Genomic DNA, 17,314 nt, shown 5'->3' with positions numbered 1-17,314 from the left:
CCCCGAGGGGGCGCGTGCCCGCGGTCACCGGGCCCGTGCCACGCGGCGCTCGTCCCACACCGGCTCGTCCGACTCGTACACCTCGCCGTCGGAGCCGAACACGAGGAACCGGTCGAACGACCGCGCGAACCAGCGGTCGTGCGTGACCGCGAGCACCGTCCCCTCGAACCGCGCCAGCGCCTGCTCCAACGCCTCCGCCGACTCCAGGTCGAGGTTGTCGGTCGGCTCGTCGAGCAGCAGCAGGGTCGCGCCGGACAACTCCAGCAGCAGCACCTGGAACCGCGCCTGCTGCCCACCGGACAGCGACTCGAACGTCTGCAGCGCCTGCCGCACGAGCCCGTAACGGTCGAGCGCCGAGCTCGCGGCGTCCCGGGGCATCCCCGCCCGGCGGTCGTCGCCGCGGTGCAGGATCTCCAGCAGCGTGCGTCCGACGAACTCCGGGTGCGTGTGGGTCTGCGCGAACAGCCCCGGCACCACGCGCGCCCCCAGCACCGCGCGACCGGTGTGCGCGACGGGACTCAGGTCTTCCGCGGCGGAGGAGACGTGACCCAGGGTCGGGTCGGGGTCGCTGCCGCCGCGCGCGAGCAGTCGCAGGAAGTGCGACTTGCCCGAGCCGTTCGAGCCCAGCACGGCCACGCGGTCGCCGAACCACACCTCCGCGTCGAAGGGACGCATGAGCCCGGTGAGCTCGAGCCGCTCGGCCACCACGGCGCGCTTGCCCGTGCGCGAGCCCCGCAGGCGCATGTCGAACTCCTGCGCGGGCGGACGCTCCTCGGGCGGCCCCGCCTCCTCGAACTTGCGCAGTCGCGTCTGCGCCGCCTGGTAGCGGGAGGCGAAGCCGTCGTTCGCCGAGGCCTTCACCTTGAGGTTCGCGACCAGCACGCGCAGCTTCTCGTGCTGCTCGTCCCACCGACGGCGCAGCTCGTCGAGCCGCTCCATGCGGTCGATGCGCGCCTGCGGGTAGGTCGCGAAGCCGCCGCCGTGCACCCACGCCGTCGAACCGGCCGCCCCTGGTTCGAGCGTGATGAGCCGGTCGGCCGCGCGGGCGAGCAGCTCGCGGTCGTGCGACACGAGCAGCACGGTCTTCGCGGTCTGCCGCAGCTGTTCCTCCAGCCACCGCTTGGTCGGGACGTCGAGGTAGTTGTCCGGCTCGTCGAGCAGGAGCACCGCGTCGGGTCCGCGCAGCAGGGCTTCGAGCGCCAGGCGCTTCTGCTCGCCGCCGGACAGCGACGTGAGCTCGCGGTACCGCGCCCGCTCGAACGGCACGCCGAGCGCCGCCATCGTGCACTGGTCCCATACGGTCTCGTGCTCGTAGCCGCCGGCGTCGGCGTACTCCGCGATGGCTGCGGCGTACGCCATCTGCGTGTCGTGCTCATCACGGTCGATCAGGGCGTTCTCCGCCGCGTCGAGGGCTTCGGCGGCGGCGCGGATGCGGGCGGGGGCGACGCGCACGAGGAGCTCATGCACGGTCTGCCCCGGCTCGCCGTGCCCGACGAACTGATCCATCACGCCGAGTCCGCCGTCGATGGTGACGACGCCGTCGTCGGCCGCCTGGTCGCCGCGGATGATCCGCAGGAGCGTGGTCTTGCCCGCGCCGTTCGGCCCGATGAGCGCGCTCGTCGAGCCGGCGCCGACCCGGAACGAGACCTCGTCGAGCAGCGGTCTTCCGTCGGGAAGCGTCAGTGAGATGCCTGATGCGTCGATGTACCCCACAGTGCGTGGCCGTCCTTCCGCCCGCGCACAGCGAGCCGACCAGACTATCAGGATGCTGCGGCCGAGGAGGTCCGGGTCAGTCCGCGCGGCTCAGGGTCTGCAGCACCTCGGTCTTGGGCGCCGCCGGCAGGACGAAGCGGAACTCGGTCCCCACGCCCTCCTGACTCGTCACGTCCATCGAACCGCCGTGCGCCAGCACGATCGCGCGGGTGATCGTGAGGCCGAGCCCCACGCCGGGCACGGCATTCCGCGTGGCCGTCGAGGCCCGGAAGAACCGCGTGAAGAGCATGCCCTGCTCGTCCTCCGGGATGCCGACGCCGGTGTCCGCGACCGAGATCTGCACGCCGCCGTCCACGCGCCGCACGGCCGCCGTGACCCGGCCGCCGCTCGGCGTGAACTTGATCGCGTTCGACAGGAGATTGTCGACGGCCTGCCCGATCCGCCCCGGATCCACGAGCAGCCGGATCGGCTCGTCGCCCGCGTCCGCCACCAGCTCGATGTCCTCCCGCTGCGCGTGCGGACCCGCGGATGCGACCGCCGACCGCACGAGCTCCGCGACATCGGCCTCCACGCGCTCCAACGGGAAACGCCCCGACTCCACCTGGGCGGTGAACAGCAGGTCGCCCACCAGGTTGAGCAGGCGCTTCGCGTTGCGCTCGATGATCCCGACGAACTCCTGCTGATCCTCGGTCAGCGGCTGGCCCGGATCGTTCTGCAGCAGGTCGAGGAAGCCGATGATCGCGCTGAGCGGCGTGCGCAGCTCGTGCGAGATCATGCCCACGAACTCGTCCTTCATGCGGGCCACCTCCACCGCCCGCGTCTCATCGGTCAGCACGAACAGGTAGCCCTGCTGGGCACCGGAGCCGTCCTTGTGCGGACTCACCGTCACCCGCGCGGGAACGGTCGTGCCGCCCGCCGTGGTGACCTCCACGTCGCCGTCGACCGTGACCCCCTCGTCGGCCTGCGCGAACAGCGCCCGGATGCCCTCGGGCGCCGGCCCCGCACTCGCCCCCGCGACGGACGCCTCTCCCGACGCCTCCCGTCGCGCTGCCGTGTCCTCCGCGAGCATCGACAGCACCGTTCGGGAGAAGAACCGGTCGATGCGAACGTCGTCGAGCGCCTCGTCGGCCGTGAGTCCGAGCAGCCGCACGGCACCGGGGTTCCACGCCGTGATGCGCCCCGCGCGGTCGGTGGCGATCACGGCCTGCGCGGTGATCGAGGACCACAGGCTCTCGAAGGAGTCCAGCAGCACGCGGTACTCGTGCTCCTTCTGCCGCAGCTGCACGATCATCGCCACGTTCTCCGACAGCGCCCTCGTGCGTTCGGTGACCAGGTCCTCCGCCTGCTCCACCCGCATCCGCTGCTGCCGCGACAGCTCGTTCACCACGGCGGCGACGGCCGCGAACACGAGCGGCCCCACCACACCCCGCAGCCACACGACGGCGTTCGACGGCGGGTCGGTGATGTACGGCATGAGCAGGGCGAGCGACGACAGCGCGCCGACCACGAACACCCACCGGATGCCGGGGGCGGCCGCGATCCAGATGATCGGCAGCAGCACGAGCGAGCTGAACAGCGACGCCGCCCCGCCCGTCCCCGCACGGAAGAGGCCGAGCCCCACGATGTCGAGCATGGGGACCGCCAGCACGATCCAGCCCTCGCGCACGTGCAGGGCGCTGAGCACCCCGGCCTGCAGCGTGGCCAGCAGCACGATGCCGATGCCGATCAGCGCCGCGCCGAGGTGCGTGAACGGCAGGCCGGGGATGGCCCACGTCATGCTGCCCGCGATCACCGTCGCGACCAGCGTGGGCGCCTGCTTGACGATCGGACTCGGGTTGTCGAACACCCGGTACCAGCGGCTCTCGGCGCGCTCGAGCGGCGTGGCCCTCATCGCGGCACCCCCTCGACCACGCGGTGCAGGTCGGCCCCCGTGACGGGTTTCGGCAGCGCCGCGTCGGCCGGCGGGTAGTCCGCGACATCGAGCACGGAGCTGACCACGAGGTAGCAGTCGGGGAAGCGCTCGTGGATGAGACGCGAGCAGGCGTGACCGGAGATGCCGGGGAGCAGCAGATCGAGCACGGCGACAACCGGATGGATGTCGGGGAAGGCGGCGATCGCGGACTCGGCATCGGGCGCAATGAAGACGTCGAAGCCCTCCCGGTCGAGATACCGCCCCAGGAGCGTCGCCTGATCGGCCGCGTCCTCGACCACGAGCGCCAGCGGCCTCCCGGTCATCGGAGGAGCAGCTCTCGCACGACCACGATCACGATCACGATGCCGAGGGAGATCAGGGCCTGCGGGATGAGCCGCTTCTCGCGCCGGGCGTCCTCGGCGATCTCCTCGACCTCGGCGTCATGCGAAGGTGCGTCCGTCATGAGTCCACCCGTCCGACCTTCTCGGTCTTGATCCACGAGGCGTCGGCGCGGCGCCACTCCTTGAGGTACGAGTCCACCGTGATCGCGCACAGCAGGGAGCCATAGCCGCACACGTAGAGGAGCAGCCCGGCGAAGAAGCGCCCTCCGGGCAGGGGCTCGACGGCGCGCGCCAGCCAGATGCCGAGCATCGAAACGGGGCCCCACAGGTAGAAGAACAGCAGCCACCCGAATCGCGCCTGATCCGTCGCCTCTTCGCCGAAGAGGTTCAGCAGACCGTCGAGCGTCCACGGGAACAGCGCGATGAACATCAGGATCAGCGCGCCGAGGCCGGGGAACATGATCGCCTCGCGCCACGACTGCCGGCCGATCCGCGGGTCGAGCTGCACGGAGTACAGCATCGAGAAGATGTAGATGCATGCGGCGGCGATCCACATGAAGCGGAACACGAACTCGGCGATGTCGCTGTGCAGCAGCAGGAGCGCGATCAGGCCGGCGGCGGCGAGCAGCATGAACGCCGGCAGCAGCAGGATCGTGAACCAGGCCAGGCCGAAGCCGACGCTGCCGAGGTTGTGATCGCGGCTCGGGCGGAACCACAGCTTCTTGTAGATGGACGTCAGCTGCACGTTGCCGCGAGCCCACCGCAGCCGCTGCTTCCACAGGCTGTCGATCGTGCGCGGCTCCTCCGCGAGCACCACGGCGTGCGGCTCGAACACCATCCGGCGTCCGTGGAGCTGGCTCTCGAACGTGGTCATCGTGTCCTCGGCGAGGGTCCCGGTCGGGATGCGACCGCCGATGGCCTCCAGGTTCGCGCGGGAGTGCAGCTGGGCGCCGCCCGCGAGGCACGCGATGGCGCCGCCGACGTTCTGCACGCGGCGGGCCGAGAGCTGTCCGATCACGTACTCGATCGCGATGAAGCGCGTCAGGTAGTTCCGGTCGCGGCTGCCCTCCGCGATGTACGCCGTGACCGCGCCGACCTTCTCGTCGGCGAGGTGACGCGTGAGCTTGCGCAGCGAGTCGCGCGCGAAGATCACGTCGGCGTCCATGATGAGCACGGCCTCGGTCCAGTCGTCCGCGAGCACCACGTCGAGCCCGTGGTTGAGCGTGTGCGCCTTGCCCTGGCCGCCCTGCTCGCGCCGCAGATGCACGACCCGTCCGGGGTATGCCGCGGCCTTCTGCGCCACGATCTCGGGGGTGTCGTCGGTGGAGGCGTCGTCGACCACGAACACGCGCAGCCGCTCCGCCGGGTACTCCAGCTGCAGCAGCCTCTCGATCGCGGGGCCGATCACCATGCCCTCGTTCCACGCCGGGATCACCACCGCGACGTTCGGGTGGTACGGGGCGGCCTTCGGGTAGTGGTTCCGGAACGCGTGCAGCGGGAGCGCCAGGAACTGCAGGCCCGTGTTGATGACGGGCAGCGTGCCCACGAGCACGCACAGCAGCAGGACGACCACGATCACGGTCTCGTACCAGGCGAGGTCGGGCATCAGCCGGTCACCTCCACGCCGTCGAGCAGCGGAAGGATGCGGGAGTAGCGGCCGACGTCGGTGGCCACGTGACTGTCGGTCGACGCCACGACCTCGGCGCCCGCGTCACGCAGGGCGGCCAGTGCGTCGGGCCCGGGGCACGCCCACTTCTCGTTCACCTCGACGAGCGTGCCGGTGGCCGCGGCGGCACGTGCCCACTCGCGCAGCCGTTCGGCGCCCAGCTGCTCCTCGGACAGGCCGATCTTGGGCAGGATCGAGAAGCAGTGCGCGAGCTGGTTGCCGGGGTGGCGGTACATGGTCGCCACGACGGCCCCCACGAACTGGTCGAGCACGTCGTCGGCCGCCCAGCCCGCGGCGATGCGTTCGCGGACGGCGGTGGGGCCGAGCGGCCCGTCCTCGCCCGGGAACTGGTGGTCGGCGATCAGGATGCGGTCGATGCCGGCGGGGAGCGCGGGGATGTCGAGCGCTCCGGACGCGTCGAGGATCTTGGCCTCCACGCCCGTCAGCACCGTGAGCCCGTCCGGCATTCGCAGGGCGCGGACGGCGGCGAGGTACTCCGTCACCCAGGTCGTGCTCTGGCGCACGTGATCCACCAGGCGCACGGTGTCGAGCCCCGCGGCGACCGCGGCCGCCACGTTCTCCTCGAGTGTGGAGACCGCGTCGTCGGAGAAGGTGGAGTGCACGTGATGGTCCCCCCGGAGCACCCCGTGACTCATACGTCCTCCTGATGACCGGCGTGCTCCGAGACGAGCACGTCGTCGACCTCGACGATCACGTCTTCCAGGAACCGCACCGACGCGACCTCGCGGAACGGCACCTGCACGGGCAGCTCGCGGCCCAGGAACAGGTCGGCGACCAGCGACGGGATGTCCACGCCGGCGGCGATCGTCAGCGGGAGCGCGCCGGGGAAGCGCGGGTTGACCTCGAGCAGCACGGCACGGCCGTCGCGGTCGCGGCGCAGCTGCACGTTGGCGACGCCCACCAGGCCGATCGCCCGGGCGATCGCGGACGCGGTCTCCTCCAGCTCGGGGTCGCGCAGGGTGCGTCCGGCGATCGCGACGCCCGAGTCGACCCTCGCCCTGGTGCGCGGCACCGCGGCGACGACCGCACCGGAGGCGTCGGAGATCACGTCGACCGAGTACTCCTCGCCGGGCAGGAAGTCCTGCACGATGAGGCCCTCGTCGGTCGGCAGGGCGTCGAGCGCGGCGCGGTCGGGCACGAGGCGGATGCCCCGGCTGCCCGCTCCCTGGCGCGGCTTGGCGAACACCGGGAACTCCCAGTCGACCGCGGCGGCGTCGGGACCGGCGAGCACGGTGCGCGGGGTGCGTCCGGTCGGCGCGCAGCGCTCCGCGAGGGCGAGCTTGTCGAGGGCCGTGTGCAGCGTGTCCGACGACGGCGCGGCCAGCACCGCGGGAGCCAGCTCGTCTCGGCGGTCCGCGAGCGCGATGAGCTCCACGTCGACGGTGGAGATCACGAGGTCGAGGTCGTCCTGGGCTACGAGTCGTGCGATCGCGGGCACGAAGTCGTCGTCGCGTCCCGGCGGCACCAGGCGACGCTGCTCCGGCGGCACCAGGTAGATCCCGCTCGCCCAGCCGTCCATGTCGGCGGCGAACACCGTCAGGTCGGAGCGACGGAGCAGGGAGCGGATCACCGCCACCCCGGCCGGTCCGCCCGCCCCGGTCACCAGCACGCGCTGCGTCATTCAGCTCTCCCGTCGTGTGAGTTCGTGTGCGCCGACGAACTCCGCCGTCTCGCGCACCACTTCCAGCGGCTCCACCGCGTCGCCCCCGCCGAATCGCGACCAGTACCGCGCGGTCGCGGTGACGAACTCGGGGGCGAGGTAGTCACGGCTCGCGGCGGCCTGCGACTGGAAGCACTCCAGCAGGCGCAGCTTCTCGTCGAGGAAGCGGTCGATGCGCACGAAGCGCGTCGGCCGGTAGTCGATCGTCGAGGAGGGGCTCTGGTAGCACGCGACGGTGCCGACACGACGGGTCGCGACGATCGTGGCCTCGCTCACGGCGCGATGGTCCTGGTGCCGATCGTGCGGGGAGTGCGTGTAGACGATGGTCGGCTGGATCTCGCGCACGACCTCTTCGATCAGTCGCACGGTGGAGCCGCCGCCGGAGATCTCCGTGTCGACGAGGTCTTTCAGGAACAGGCGGGCGCCGATCCGCTCGGCCGCGGCGAGCGACTCGTTCTGGCGGCTGTCGGCGTCTCCGCCCCTGGCTCCGCGGGACAGGGTGAGGATCGTGATCGCGTCGCCGGCGGCGGCGTGGGCCGCGAGGATGCCGCCGACCCCGATCTCGACGTCGTCGGGGTGGGCGCCGATCGCGAGCACCACCTCGGTCGTCCTCGCCTCCTCGCGTCGCCGTCGGCCCTCCTCCACCAGGCGGGTCACGGCTTCCACGAGCCGGGCGTTGTCGAGCGGCTTGGTGAGGAACTCGTCGGCCTGCGCGCGCAAGGCGGACACGGCGTATTCGACCGAGACGTGCGCGGTCATCACGATCACCGGCACGGTGGGGATCGTGCGGCGCAGCTCGGCGAGCAGCTCGAGGCCGCTGAGACCCGGCATCTCGATGTCGGTGACCACCACGTCGGGCCGCACTGCGGCGACACGGTCGATCGCGGAGCGCCCGTCTTCCGCGAGGTCGACGATGCAGCCGGCACGGCGCTCCAGCACGGTCTTCACCAGCAGGGCGACATCGTGGTCGTCGTCGACGACGAGAATGCGGGGGGCGTCCTCAGACATGTACGGCTCTCCTTGGGGAGCTTCCCTGCCGGTGGGGGCCGGCGTCGCGATCCCGGTGCCTTCATCACCGGATCCGCGGGGAAAGTCGAGCGGGGTACGTCGATTCTGGCACAGGCGGGCAGACCCGGCCGCGCAGCGGCGTCAGGTCGCCGCCCGCGCCGCCCGCTTCTCCTGCTGGTACACCCGGATGGCCTCGTATCGCTCGGCCGAGCGGGCCTGGCGCTTGGCCGCCTCCGCCTCCCGGTTCTTGGGCGGCGCGGTCGTCACGAGGTCGTCCAGCAGCCGTCGCGTGGCCGCAGCGATCTCCTCGACGGCGCGATCGAACACGTCCCTGTTGACGCGCGAGGGCGCCGTCGCCCCGGAGATCTTGCGGACGAACTGGAGCGCCGCGTCGTGGCACTCCTCATCGGTCGCCGCGGGGGCCAGGTTGTTCAGGGGCACGATGTTCCGGCACATACCCGCACGCTACGCCCCGCCCCTCCCCCGCGGAAGCACAGACGAGCACCCGCCACAACCACAGGCATTGGGGCACGCTCACCGGAACCGCGGATTTCGCCGAGGTTATCGTGGCTCATGTCGTGCCGAACAACACCTTGTACATCTACCCCTGACCCGGAGTGAGCATGTCATCGACCAGCTTCGACGTTTCCCGTGAACTGGCTCGCCTCCTCGAAGAAGGTGCCATCACGATGAAGGCGCTCGAGGCGATGACGGGTATCGATCACGTGAGGCTGCGGAAGCTCCTCGTCGTAGCACCGGCGGCCGTCGGAATGGACTCGTCACCGGCTGTGCTCACCGGGCACGAAGCGGCTCGTCTCTCCGCGCTCGTGGCCCAACTCACGGAGGCCAGCGGGATCGGCGACGATGATCGGCTCCGCGCGACCCTCGAATCCCTCACCGGAGCACTGCACCTCACCCCGGGGAACATCGCGCGATTGACCGGTCTCTCCACGGACGTCGTCCAGACCGTGCTCGCCGGTGACCGCCCGCTGTCGAGTAACGAGAAGTATGTCGTCGCCATCCGGTGCTCGTACCTCGTGAACGCGGCGAACCTCGCACGACCGCGCTGACGCCCAGGGGATGGCACGCCGACGGCGCCGTCGCTACGCTCTGGGCTACGCACGCTCAACCGAGGAGAGACCATGACGAACCCCCCGCCCCCCGAGGCGTCGCAGCCCGGCACCCCTCCCCCCGCCTGGAACAGCACCCCCGCGAACGACCCGGCCGCCGCGTACCCGCCGCCGCCCGGTCCCGCGGCTCCCGGCGCCTACGGCCAGACCGCGCCGGCCTCGCCTCCCGGACGCGTGCTGTCGATCGTCGGACTCGTGCTGGCGTTCCTGCTGCCGCCGATCGGCCTCATCCTCAGCATCATCGCCGCGGTGCAGCTGGGGAAGGCGCACGCGCCGAAGGGCCTCGCGATCGCCGGCATCATCGTCGGCGCGGTGCTGACCATCCTGGAGATCATCGGCATCATCCTGCTCGTGACCGTGTTCGCGGGCATCTTCGGGATGTGCGCCGAGCTCGGCCCCGGCGTGTGGGAGGTCGGCGGCGTCACCTACCGCTGCGGCTGAACCCGCAACACACACGAGGGGCCGGATGCTGCGCGCATCCGGCCCCTCGTCGTCGCCCCGGTGCGGGGCGCTGTTCACTTCTTGTAGTTGGGCGCCTCGACCACGATCTGCACGTCGTGCGGGTGGGACTCCTTGAGCCCGGCCGAGGTGATGCGCACGAACTTGCCGCGGGCCTTGAGCTCCTCGATCGTGCGGGCGCCGACGTAGAACATCGACTGCCGCAGCCCGCCGACGAGCTGGTAGGCGACGGCGGAGAGCGGGCCGCGGTACGGCACCTGCCCCTCGATGCCCTCGGGGATCAGCTTGTCGTCGCTGGGCACGTCGGCCTGGAAGTAGCGGTCCTTGGAGTAGGAGGTCTGCTTGCCGCGGGTCTGCATCGCCCCGAGCGAGCCCATGCCGCGGTACTGCTTGAACTGCTTGCCCGACTGGAACACGATCTCGCCCGGCGACTCGTCGGTACCGGCGAGCAGCGAACCGAGCATGACCGCGTCGGCGCCTGCGACGAGGGCCTTCGCGATGTCGCCCGAGTACTGCAGGCCGCCGTCGGCGATCACGGGGATGCCGGCCGGACGGGCGGCGAGCGACGCCTCGTACACGGCGGTCACCTGCGGCACTCCGACGCCCGCGACCACGCGCGTGGTGCAGATGGAGCCGGGGCCGACGCCGACCTTGACCGCGTCGACGCCCGCGTCGACCAGCGCCTGCGCACCCTCACGCGTCGCGACGTTGCCGCCGATCACGTCGATGTGGGCGAAGGACTCGTCGGCCTTGAGGCGCTTGACCAGGTCGATCACGCCCTGCGACTGGCCGTTGGCCGTGTCGACCACGAGCACGTCGACGCCCGCGTCACGCAGCGCCTCGGCCCGCTCCCACGCGTCGCCGAAGAAGCCGATCGCCGCACCGACGCGCAGGCGGCCCTGGTCGTCCTTGGTCGCGAGCGGGTACTTCTCGCTCTTGTCGAAGTCCTTGATGGTGATGAGCCCGGCGAGCTTGCCGTCCTCGTCGATCAGCGGCAGCTTCTCCACGCGGTGCTTCGCGAACAGGGCGATGACCTCGCCCGCCGCGACGCCCACCGGTGCGGTGACGAGGTTCTCGCTCGTCATGACGTCTTTCACGAACGTGGTCTGACGCTCGAAACCCGAGACGAACCGCATGTCGCGGTTCGTGATGATGCCCACCAGGCGGCCCTCGGCGTCGACCACGGGAAGGCCGGAGATGCGGTACTTGGCGCACAGCGCGTCGACCTCCTCCACCGTCGCGTCGGCGGTCGTGGTGATGGGGTCGGTGATCATGCCCGACTCGCTGCGCTTGACGCGGTCGACGTGTGCGGCCTGGTCGGCGATCGACAGGTTGCGGTGCAGGATGCCGATGCCGCCCTCGCGCGCCATCGCGATGGCCATGCGCGACTCGGTGACGGTGTCCATGGCGCTGGACAGCAGAGGCGTCGCGACGGAGATGCGACGCGTGATCCGCGACGACGTGTCGGCCTCACTGGGGATGACGTCGGTATGCCCCGGCAGGAGCAGAACGTCATCGTAGGTCAGTCCGACGAAGCCGAAGGGATCGTGCTGGTCCATGGAATCTCCTCCTGCGCGCGTGGCGCGGGTCCGGGTGCGAGTGGGTGGTCGACATCGGCCGGGGCGGGGCTGAGCCCGTATGCAGATTCTAAGCGAGACACGCCCGAGAACATTCCCAGTCCCCCGTCGTTACCGGACCGTTGGCCCGAGAGGTAGGTGATTCGCGGATCGCCCATTACGCTCAAGTGCGTCGTCCATCCCCGCGGTTCGACCCGAGTCCGCGGAGACAGCACTCACAGTGGAGGTTGCGTGGGACCCACAGCACTCGCCGGACCGCGGAAGCGCCCCTGGGCTTTCGTCTTCTTGGGAATCCTCATGGCGCTCGCGGCCTCACTGCTGCTCCCTCCCTCAGCGGCCTCCGCCGACACCACCGACGACGGGCAAGAGGTCACCGACTTCTACTTCGCGGGTGTGGTCACCAACGCCGATGAGCCCGTCGAGGGCGTGGTCATGTCGATCGAGGGCAACGGCTTCGAGGCCGAGACCGAGACCGACGCCGAGGGCAAGTGGCGCCTGTACGTGCCGGAGAAGGAGACGTACACCCTGACGGTGGACGAGTCCACGCTCCCCGACGGTGTGATCGTCGACGCCTCGCAGCTGCCGGAGGGCATCCAGCCGGTGTCGGGCACGACGGCCTCGTTCGAACTGGAGTTCGGGCTCACCGGCACCAAGATCGTCAACCTCTTCCTCGGCGCGGGCGAGCGGGTCACGGTGTCGTTCCTCGATCAGCTGCTGTCGCGCATCGTCGGCGGCCTGAACTTCGGGCTCCTGCTCGGCCTCGCCTCCATGGGGGCGGCACTCATCTACGGCACCACACGGCTGTCGAACTTCGCGCACGGCGAGATGGTGACCTGGGGCGCCGTGATCACCCTCGTGTTCACGACCTTCTGGCAGCTGCCGCTGTGGGCGGGCATCATCGCGGCGGTGATCGGCGGCGCGGCCCTGGGCTGGGCGCTCGACGCCGGCATCTGGAAGCCGCTGCGCCGCAAGGGCCTCGGGGTGGTGCAGCTCATGATCGTGAGCATCGGCCTCTCGCTCGCGCTGCGGTACACGCTGCAGTACATCATCGGCGGCAACACCTACCAGCTCCCCGGCGCGAGCCCCGAGCCGATCCGCCTCGGGCCGATCTCGCTGTCGTACATCGACATGATCGGCATGGCCACCAGCATCATCGTCATCCTCGGCGTGGCGTTCTTCCTCACCCGCACCCGGACGGGCAAGGCGACGAGGGCGATCTCGGACAACCCGCAGCTCGCGGCCGCCTCCGGCATCGACGTCGACAAGGTCATCCGCATCGTGTGGATCCTCGCCGGCACGCTCGCCGCCATCTCGGGCATCCTCTGGGCGTACTTCCGCCCGGGAGTGAAGTGGGACATGGGCATGCAGATGCTGCTGCTGATGTTCTGCGCCATCACCCTCGGCGGCCTGGGTTCGGCGATCGGCGCCCTGATCGGCTCGATCATCGTCGGGCTCGCGGTGGAGGTGTCCACGCTGCTGGGCGTCCCCTCCGACCTCAAGTACGCCAGCGCCCTGGTCGCGCTGATCATCATCCTGCTCGTGCGACCGCAGGGCATCCTCGGACGCAAGGAAAGGTTGGGCTGACACATGGACTTCGGAAGCATCTTCGGCAACACCGCCTCCTATCTGTTCAGCCCGACGACGATCGCGTACGCGCTCGCGGCGACCGGCCTCGCGGTGCACTTCGGCTACACGGGTCTGCTCAACTTCGGCATGGCCGCGTTCATGGCGATCGGCGGCTACGGCTACGCGATCTCGATCCTCACCTTCGGCTTCCCGTGGTGGGCCGGCGTGCTGGTCGGCGTGCTGGGCGGGGCCCTGTTCGCCCTGCTGCTCGGCATCCCCACGCTGCGCCTGCGCGCCGACTACCTCGCCATCGCGACCATCGCGGCCGCGGAGGTCGTGCGGCTCATGTTCGTGACGGAGCTGTTCAAGGACTGGACCAACTCCGCGGGCGGCCTCTCCGGCTACCACCAGAGCTTCCGCGACGCGAACCCCTTCCCCACCGGCACGTACGGCTTCGGTCCCTGGACCTACAACGCGACCGACCTGTGGGTGCGCGTGGTCGGCCTGATCGCCCTGGCCCTCGCGGTGCTGGTGGTGTGGGCGCTCATGCGCAGCCCGTGGGGTCGCGTGCTCAAGGGCATCCGCGAGGACGAGGACGCGGTGCGCTCGCTCGGCAAGAACGTCTTCGCGTACAAGATGCAGGCGCTCGTGGTCGGTGGCATCATCGGCGCGCTCGGCGGCATCGTGTTCATCCTGCCGTCGGCCGTGATCCCCGGCAGCTACTCCACGTCGCTGACGTTCTTCCTGTGGACGATCCTGCTGCTCGGCGGCGCCGCGACGGTGCTCGGGCCCACGCTGGGCGCCGTGCTGTTCTGGATCGTGTTCGCGTTCCTCGGCGCGCTGCTGCCCGCCATGGCGAACGCCGGTTACCTGCCCATGTCGGGCGCGCAGGCCGATGTCGTGCGGTACATCCTCATCGGCATCGTGCTGATGCTGATCGTGATCTTCCGCCCGCAGGGCATCCTCGGAAACAAGAGGGAGATGACCTTTGTCAAGTGAGAACGACGCGGCGGTCACGCCCGCGAAGAGCACCCCGCGCGCCAAGACGACCGGCCTCACCGCCGGCCCCGCGGTGCCCGGCGTCAAGAAGGTCGACCCGATCCTCGTCGTGGACGCCGTGCAGCGGCGCTTCGGCGGCCTCACGGCCGTCGACGTCGACCACCTGGAGATCCCGCGCGGCGCCATCACGGCCCTGATCGGCCCGAACGGCGCCGGCAAGACGACGCTGTTCAACCTGCTGTGCGGCTTCGACAAGCCCAACAGCGGCACCTGGTCGTTCGACGGCACCAACCTCTCCGGCATCCCCTCCTTCAAGGTCGCCCGCATGGGGCAGGTGCGCACGTTCCAGCTCACCAAGTCGCTGTCGCTGCTGACCGTGCTGGAGAACATGAAGCTCGGCGCGAAGGACCAGCGCGGCGAGGGCTTCTGGGCCGGGCTCTTCCCCTTCCTCTGGCGCAAGCAGGACCAGGAGATCGAACAGCGCGCCCACGAGCTGCTGACGCGGTTCAAGCTCGACGCCAAGGAGCAGGACTTCGCGGCGTCGCTCTCCGGAGGCCAGCGCAAGCTGCTGGAGATGGCGCGCGCACTGATGAGCAACCCGACACTGGTGATGCTCGACGAGCCCATGGCCGGCGTGAACCCGGCGCTGACGCAGTCGCTGCTCGACCACATCCTCGACCTCAAGGACCTGGGCATGACGGTGCTGTTCGTGGAGCACGACATGCACATGGTGCGTCACATCGCCGACTGGGTGGTCGTGATGGCCGAGGGACGCGTCGTGGCCGAGGGGCCGCCGGACACCGTGATGGAGGACCCCGCGGTCGTCGACGCCTACCTGGGCGCGCATCAGGACGTGGACCTGGGTGCCGTGACCGGACGTCTGCCCGTGATCTCGGACGCCGACGCGGAGCGCATCCGCGAGCAGATCGAGACCGAGGTCGAAGCCGAGGTCGAGGCCGAAGAGGCCGAGGAGGAGAAGCCATGACCGACGCGCCCGTCGAGCGGAACGAGATCAAGAACGACGACGTGGTCGTCGAGCTCACCAACGTGCACGCCGGGTATCTGCCCGGGGTGAACATCCTCAACGGCGCGAACCTCGTGGCCCACAAGGGCGAGCTGATCGGCATCATCGGCCCCAACGGCGCCGGCAAGTCGACGCTGCTGAAGGCCATCTTCGGCATGGTGAACGTGCGCGACGGCGACATCACGGTCAAGGGCGAGAGCATCGTCGGCCTCAAGGCGGACAAGCTCGTGGCGCGCGGTGTCGCGTTCGTCCCGCAGACGAACAACGTGTTCCCGTCGCTCACGATCCAGGAGAACCTCGAGATGGGGCTCTACCAGAACCCGAAGATCTTCGCGGAGCGGCTGGAGTTCGTCTCCAGCATCTTCGGCGAACTCGGCAAGCGCCTCAAGCAGCGTGCCGGATCGCTGTCCGGCGGCGAGCGCCAGATGGTGGCCATGTCGCGCGCGCTCATGATGGACCCGTCGGTGCTGCTGCTCGACGAGCCGTCGGCCGGCCTCTCCCCCGTGCGGCAGGACGACGCGTTCATCCGCGTCTCCGACATCAACAAGGCGGGCGTGACCACGATCATGGTCGAGCAGAACGCACGACGCTGCCTGCAGATCTGCGACCGCGGCTACGTACTCGATCAGGGCCGCGACGCCTACGAGGGCACCGGCCGCGAGCTGCTGAACGACCCGAAGGTCATCGGCCTCTACCTGGGCACGCTCGGCACCGACGCCGCCTGACACGCGCCGCGAAGGGCCCGGCATCCGCGGATGCCGGGCCCTTCTGCGTGCGGAACGCGTCGCGCCGTGCCCGCCGTGGGACACGACGAAGGCCCCGAGCCGGAGCCCGGGGCCTTCGCGATGCGGCTTACTTGATCCGCGTGGTGGTGTTGTCTGCGCCGAACTCGTAGACGCCGATCGCGGCGCCCTTCGGGTCGTTGTTCTCGTCGAACGTGATCTCACCGGAGAGGCCGTCGTAGTCCGGCGTGCCTCCGTCGTTGATGATCGCGGCGCACTCGGCGAAGTCCTTGCACTTCTCGCCGTCGCCCTCGCCACCCGAGACGGTGATCATCTGCTCGGCGATGTCGGCACCCTCGACCGAGCCGGCCTTCAGGGCCGCCAGGGCGATCAGGATCACGGCGTCGTAGGCCTCGGCCGAGTAGGTCACGGCGTCGATCGGGTCGTTGCCGTCGGCCGTCCAGACCTCGTTGAGCTGGTCGAGGAAGTCCTGCGGCAGCTCGGCGCCGGCGCGCGTGCCCTTCGAACCCTCGAGGCTCACCGGGATGTCGGAGCCCCAGTCCTTCAGGTTTCCGTCGACCAGGTAGAGCGAGCCGGTGTCGATGCCCGCGTTGGCGAGCAGCGGCGCGATGGTCGCGAACTGGTCGTACGAGACCACGGCGACCGCGTCGGGCTTGGCGGCCGCGATCTCCGACACCTGGGCGTTGAACTGGCCGTCACCCTGGTTGTACGACGCGTCGGCGACGACCTCGCCGCCGGTGCCCTCGAACGTGGCCTTGATGGCCTCGAACAGGCCCGTGCCGTACGGGTCGTTCTGGTAGATGATGCCCAGCGTCTTGTGGCCGTCCTCGGCGATCTGGTTGCCCAGCACCTCGCCCTGCAGGTTGTCGCTCGGCGCCGTGCGGAAGTACAGCGGGTTGATGCCCGTGAAGTCGGGCGACGTGTTCGACGGCGAGACGGTGAGGATGCCCGCACCGGCGTTGCTGTCGAGGATCAGCTTGGTGACGCTCGACGACGCGGCACCGATCATCGCGGTGATGCCCGCGTTCTGCAGGTTGGTGATCGACGTCTCGTAGGCCTTGTTGTCGAGGTCGCCCTCGTCGGCGGTGGTCAGGTCGATCGTGACACCGGCGTCGGCCTCGTTGATCTGCTGCACGGCGAGCTGCACGCCGGCTTCCATGGGAGCGCCGAGGAAGGCGAGCGATCCGGTGGCGGGCAGCAGCGAGCCGAGCTTGAGCGTCAGGTCGGCGGCCGGCTTGTCGCCGCCACCCTCCGACGGCTCGGCGTTCGGCGTGCTGCTGCAGCCGGCGATGACGATGGCGGATGCGCTGACCAGCGCGATCCCGGCGAAGACCTTCGCGGTGCGCGAGCCCTTCAGTGCGTTCATGGATGCTCCCTTGCGTGACTGAACGTGGATTGTGACCACAGGCGGGTGCTCTAACACTAGGGCGTGAGGTCAGCGCGCAGGGGGTGCAAGTATCTCGGTGCGTTAACGATCCGACACCGGGTGTCGCCG

At 70.0% G+C, this 17,314-nt stretch carries 17 protein-coding genes; 6 read left to right on the top strand and 11 right to left on the bottom strand.

Going from position 1 to position 17,314, the window contains the following annotated elements; all coding sequences use genetic code 11:
* Positions 1-24 precede the first annotated feature (24 nt).
* The 9 genes from KV394_RS09725 to KV394_RS09685 all read right to left on the bottom strand — a co-directional run bounded on the left by KV394_RS09725 (position 25) and on the right by KV394_RS09685 (position 8,777).
* On the bottom strand, positions 25-1,713 hold the full coding sequence (locus KV394_RS09725) for an ABC-F family ATP-binding cassette domain-containing protein (protein ID WP_206251653.1): 1,689 nt from the start codon (positions 1,711-1,713) through the stop codon (positions 25-27).
* A gap of 76 nt (positions 1,714-1,789) precedes the next feature.
* Entirely contained in the window at positions 1,790-3,604 is a 1,815-nt protein-coding gene (locus KV394_RS09720; RefSeq protein ID WP_136046025.1) for a sensor histidine kinase, read from the bottom strand.
* Entirely contained in the window at positions 3,601-3,948 is a 348-nt protein-coding gene (locus tag KV394_RS09715; RefSeq protein ID WP_136033572.1) for a response regulator, read from the bottom strand. Before KV394_RS09715 ends, KV394_RS09720 begins: the two co-directional genes overlap by 4 nt.
* On the bottom strand, positions 3,945-4,088 hold the full coding sequence (locus KV394_RS09710) for a hypothetical protein (protein WP_247981335.1): 144 nt from the start codon (positions 4,086-4,088) through the stop codon (positions 3,945-3,947). Before KV394_RS09710 ends, KV394_RS09715 begins: the two co-directional genes overlap by 4 nt.
* Positions 4,085-5,572 (bottom strand): glycosyltransferase family 2 protein, encoded by a 1,488-nt coding sequence (locus tag KV394_RS09705; RefSeq protein WP_136036406.1) that lies wholly within the window; start codon positions 5,570-5,572, stop codon positions 4,085-4,087. The genes KV394_RS09710 and KV394_RS09705 overlap by 4 nt, the downstream gene beginning before the upstream one ends.
* Complete coding sequence (locus tag KV394_RS09700; RefSeq protein WP_247981334.1) at positions 5,572-6,288, bottom strand: PHP domain-containing protein; 717 nt, start codon at positions 6,286-6,288, stop codon at positions 5,572-5,574. Before KV394_RS09700 ends, KV394_RS09705 begins: the two co-directional genes overlap by 1 nt.
* Entirely contained in the window at positions 6,285-7,274 is a 990-nt protein-coding gene (locus KV394_RS09695) for an ATP-grasp domain-containing protein (protein ID WP_136036408.1), read from the bottom strand. The genes KV394_RS09700 and KV394_RS09695 overlap by 4 nt, the downstream gene beginning before the upstream one ends.
* Positions 7,275-8,321: a response regulator gene (locus tag KV394_RS09690; RefSeq protein WP_136036409.1), complete on the bottom strand. Its 1,047-nt coding sequence runs from the start codon at positions 8,319-8,321 to the stop codon at positions 7,275-7,277.
* 141 nt (positions 8,322-8,462) lie between these two features.
* On the bottom strand, positions 8,463-8,777 hold the full coding sequence (locus KV394_RS09685; RefSeq protein ID WP_136035184.1) for a DUF2277 domain-containing protein: 315 nt from the start codon (positions 8,775-8,777) through the stop codon (positions 8,463-8,465).
* A 167-nt stretch (positions 8,778-8,944) separates the two neighbouring features.
* Between KV394_RS09685 and KV394_RS09680 the strand changes: the two genes are divergently transcribed.
* Complete coding sequence (locus tag KV394_RS09680; protein ID WP_323131759.1) at positions 8,945-9,391, top strand: HTH domain-containing protein; 447 nt, start codon at positions 8,945-8,947, stop codon at positions 9,389-9,391.
* Between the two features lie 72 nt (positions 9,392-9,463).
* Positions 9,464-9,892: a DUF4190 domain-containing protein gene (locus KV394_RS09675; protein ID WP_206251659.1), complete on the top strand. Its 429-nt coding sequence runs from the start codon at positions 9,464-9,466 to the stop codon at positions 9,890-9,892.
* 74 nt (positions 9,893-9,966) lie between these two features.
* Here the strand turns inward: KV394_RS09675 and guaB are convergent, their stop codons facing one another.
* Entirely contained in the window at positions 9,967-11,469 is a 1,503-nt protein-coding gene (gene guaB, locus KV394_RS09670; protein WP_136035187.1) for an IMP dehydrogenase, read from the bottom strand.
* A 315-nt stretch (positions 11,470-11,784) separates the two neighbouring features.
* Between guaB and KV394_RS09665 the strand changes: the two genes are divergently transcribed.
* Genes KV394_RS09665 through KV394_RS09650 form a run of 4 tightly spaced genes read left to right on the top strand, consistent with a single transcriptional unit; the run spans position 11,785 to position 15,801 of the window.
* Positions 11,785-13,071 carry a branched-chain amino acid ABC transporter permease gene (locus tag KV394_RS09665; RefSeq protein WP_136035188.1) on the top strand — a complete coding sequence of 429 codons (1,287 nt, stop codon included), beginning with the start codon at positions 11,785-11,787 and terminating at the stop codon, positions 13,069-13,071.
* Positions 13,072-13,074: 3 nt separating this feature from the next.
* The gene (locus KV394_RS09660) at positions 13,075-14,052 is read left to right on the top strand and encodes a branched-chain amino acid ABC transporter permease (RefSeq protein WP_136035189.1); all 978 of its coding nucleotides are present in this window, start codon (positions 13,075-13,077) and stop codon (positions 14,050-14,052) included.
* The gene (locus KV394_RS09655; RefSeq protein ID WP_168387197.1) at positions 14,042-15,037 is read left to right on the top strand and encodes an ABC transporter ATP-binding protein; all 996 of its coding nucleotides are present in this window, start codon (positions 14,042-14,044) and stop codon (positions 15,035-15,037) included. The genes KV394_RS09660 and KV394_RS09655 overlap by 11 nt, the downstream gene beginning before the upstream one ends.
* Positions 15,034-15,801, top strand: a complete 768-nt coding sequence (locus KV394_RS09650; protein WP_136035190.1) for an ABC transporter ATP-binding protein — start codon at positions 15,034-15,036, stop codon at positions 15,799-15,801. Before KV394_RS09655 ends, KV394_RS09650 begins: the two co-directional genes overlap by 4 nt.
* Positions 15,802-15,928: 127 nt before the next feature.
* Here KV394_RS09650 and KV394_RS09645 read toward each other — a convergent pair whose 3' ends face one another.
* Entirely contained in the window at positions 15,929-17,185 is a 1,257-nt protein-coding gene (locus KV394_RS09645) for an ABC transporter substrate-binding protein (protein WP_136035191.1), read from the bottom strand.
* Positions 17,186-17,314 lie beyond the last annotated feature (129 nt).

Source organism: Microbacterium sufflavum, assembly GCF_023101165.1.
Taxonomy (GTDB): Bacteria; Actinomycetota; Actinomycetes; order Actinomycetales; family Microbacteriaceae; genus Microbacterium; species Microbacterium sufflavum.
This window is presented reverse-complemented; position numbering and strand designations above follow the sequence as displayed.

What these genes read in the sequence shown, in the direction of transcription:
- KV394_RS09675 (WP_206251659.1), top strand. Translation starts at nt 9,464, where the DNA reads ATGACGAACCCCCCGCCCCCCGAGGCGTCGCAGCCCGGCACCCCTCCC.
- KV394_RS09645 (WP_136035191.1), bottom strand. Translation starts at nt 17,185, where the DNA reads ATGAACGCACTGAAGGGCTCGCGCACCGCGAAGGTCTTCGCCGGGATC.
- KV394_RS09695 (WP_136036408.1), bottom strand. Translation starts at nt 7,274, where the DNA reads ATGACGCAGCGCGTGCTGGTGACCGGGGCGGGCGGACCGGCCGGGGTG.
- guaB (WP_136035187.1), bottom strand. Translation starts at nt 11,469, where the DNA reads ATGGACCAGCACGATCCCTTCGGCTTCGTCGGACTGACCTACGATGAC.
- KV394_RS09650 (WP_136035190.1), top strand. Translation starts at nt 15,034, where the DNA reads ATGACCGACGCGCCCGTCGAGCGGAACGAGATCAAGAACGACGACGTG.
- KV394_RS09705 (WP_136036406.1), bottom strand. Translation starts at nt 5,572, where the DNA reads ATGCCCGACCTCGCCTGGTACGAGACCGTGATCGTGGTCGTCCTGCTG.
- KV394_RS09685 (WP_136035184.1), bottom strand. Translation starts at nt 8,777, where the DNA reads ATGTGCCGGAACATCGTGCCCCTGAACAACCTGGCCCCCGCGGCGACC.
- KV394_RS09715 (WP_136033572.1), bottom strand. Translation starts at nt 3,948, where the DNA reads ATGACCGGGAGGCCGCTGGCGCTCGTGGTCGAGGACGCGGCCGATCAG.
- KV394_RS09710 (WP_247981335.1), bottom strand. Translation starts at nt 4,088, where the DNA reads ATGACGGACGCACCTTCGCATGACGCCGAGGTCGAGGAGATCGCCGAG.
- KV394_RS09665 (WP_136035188.1), top strand. Translation starts at nt 11,785, where the DNA reads ATGGCGCTCGCGGCCTCACTGCTGCTCCCTCCCTCAGCGGCCTCCGCC.
- KV394_RS09660 (WP_136035189.1), top strand. Translation starts at nt 13,075, where the DNA reads ATGGACTTCGGAAGCATCTTCGGCAACACCGCCTCCTATCTGTTCAGC.
- KV394_RS09720 (WP_136046025.1), bottom strand. Translation starts at nt 3,604, where the DNA reads ATGAGGGCCACGCCGCTCGAGCGCGCCGAGAGCCGCTGGTACCGGGTG.
- KV394_RS09700 (WP_247981334.1), bottom strand. Translation starts at nt 6,288, where the DNA reads ATGAGTCACGGGGTGCTCCGGGGGGACCATCACGTGCACTCCACCTTC.
- KV394_RS09690 (WP_136036409.1), bottom strand. Translation starts at nt 8,321, where the DNA reads ATGTCTGAGGACGCCCCCCGCATTCTCGTCGTCGACGACGACCACGAT.
- KV394_RS09680 (WP_323131759.1), top strand. Translation starts at nt 8,945, where the DNA reads ATGTCATCGACCAGCTTCGACGTTTCCCGTGAACTGGCTCGCCTCCTC.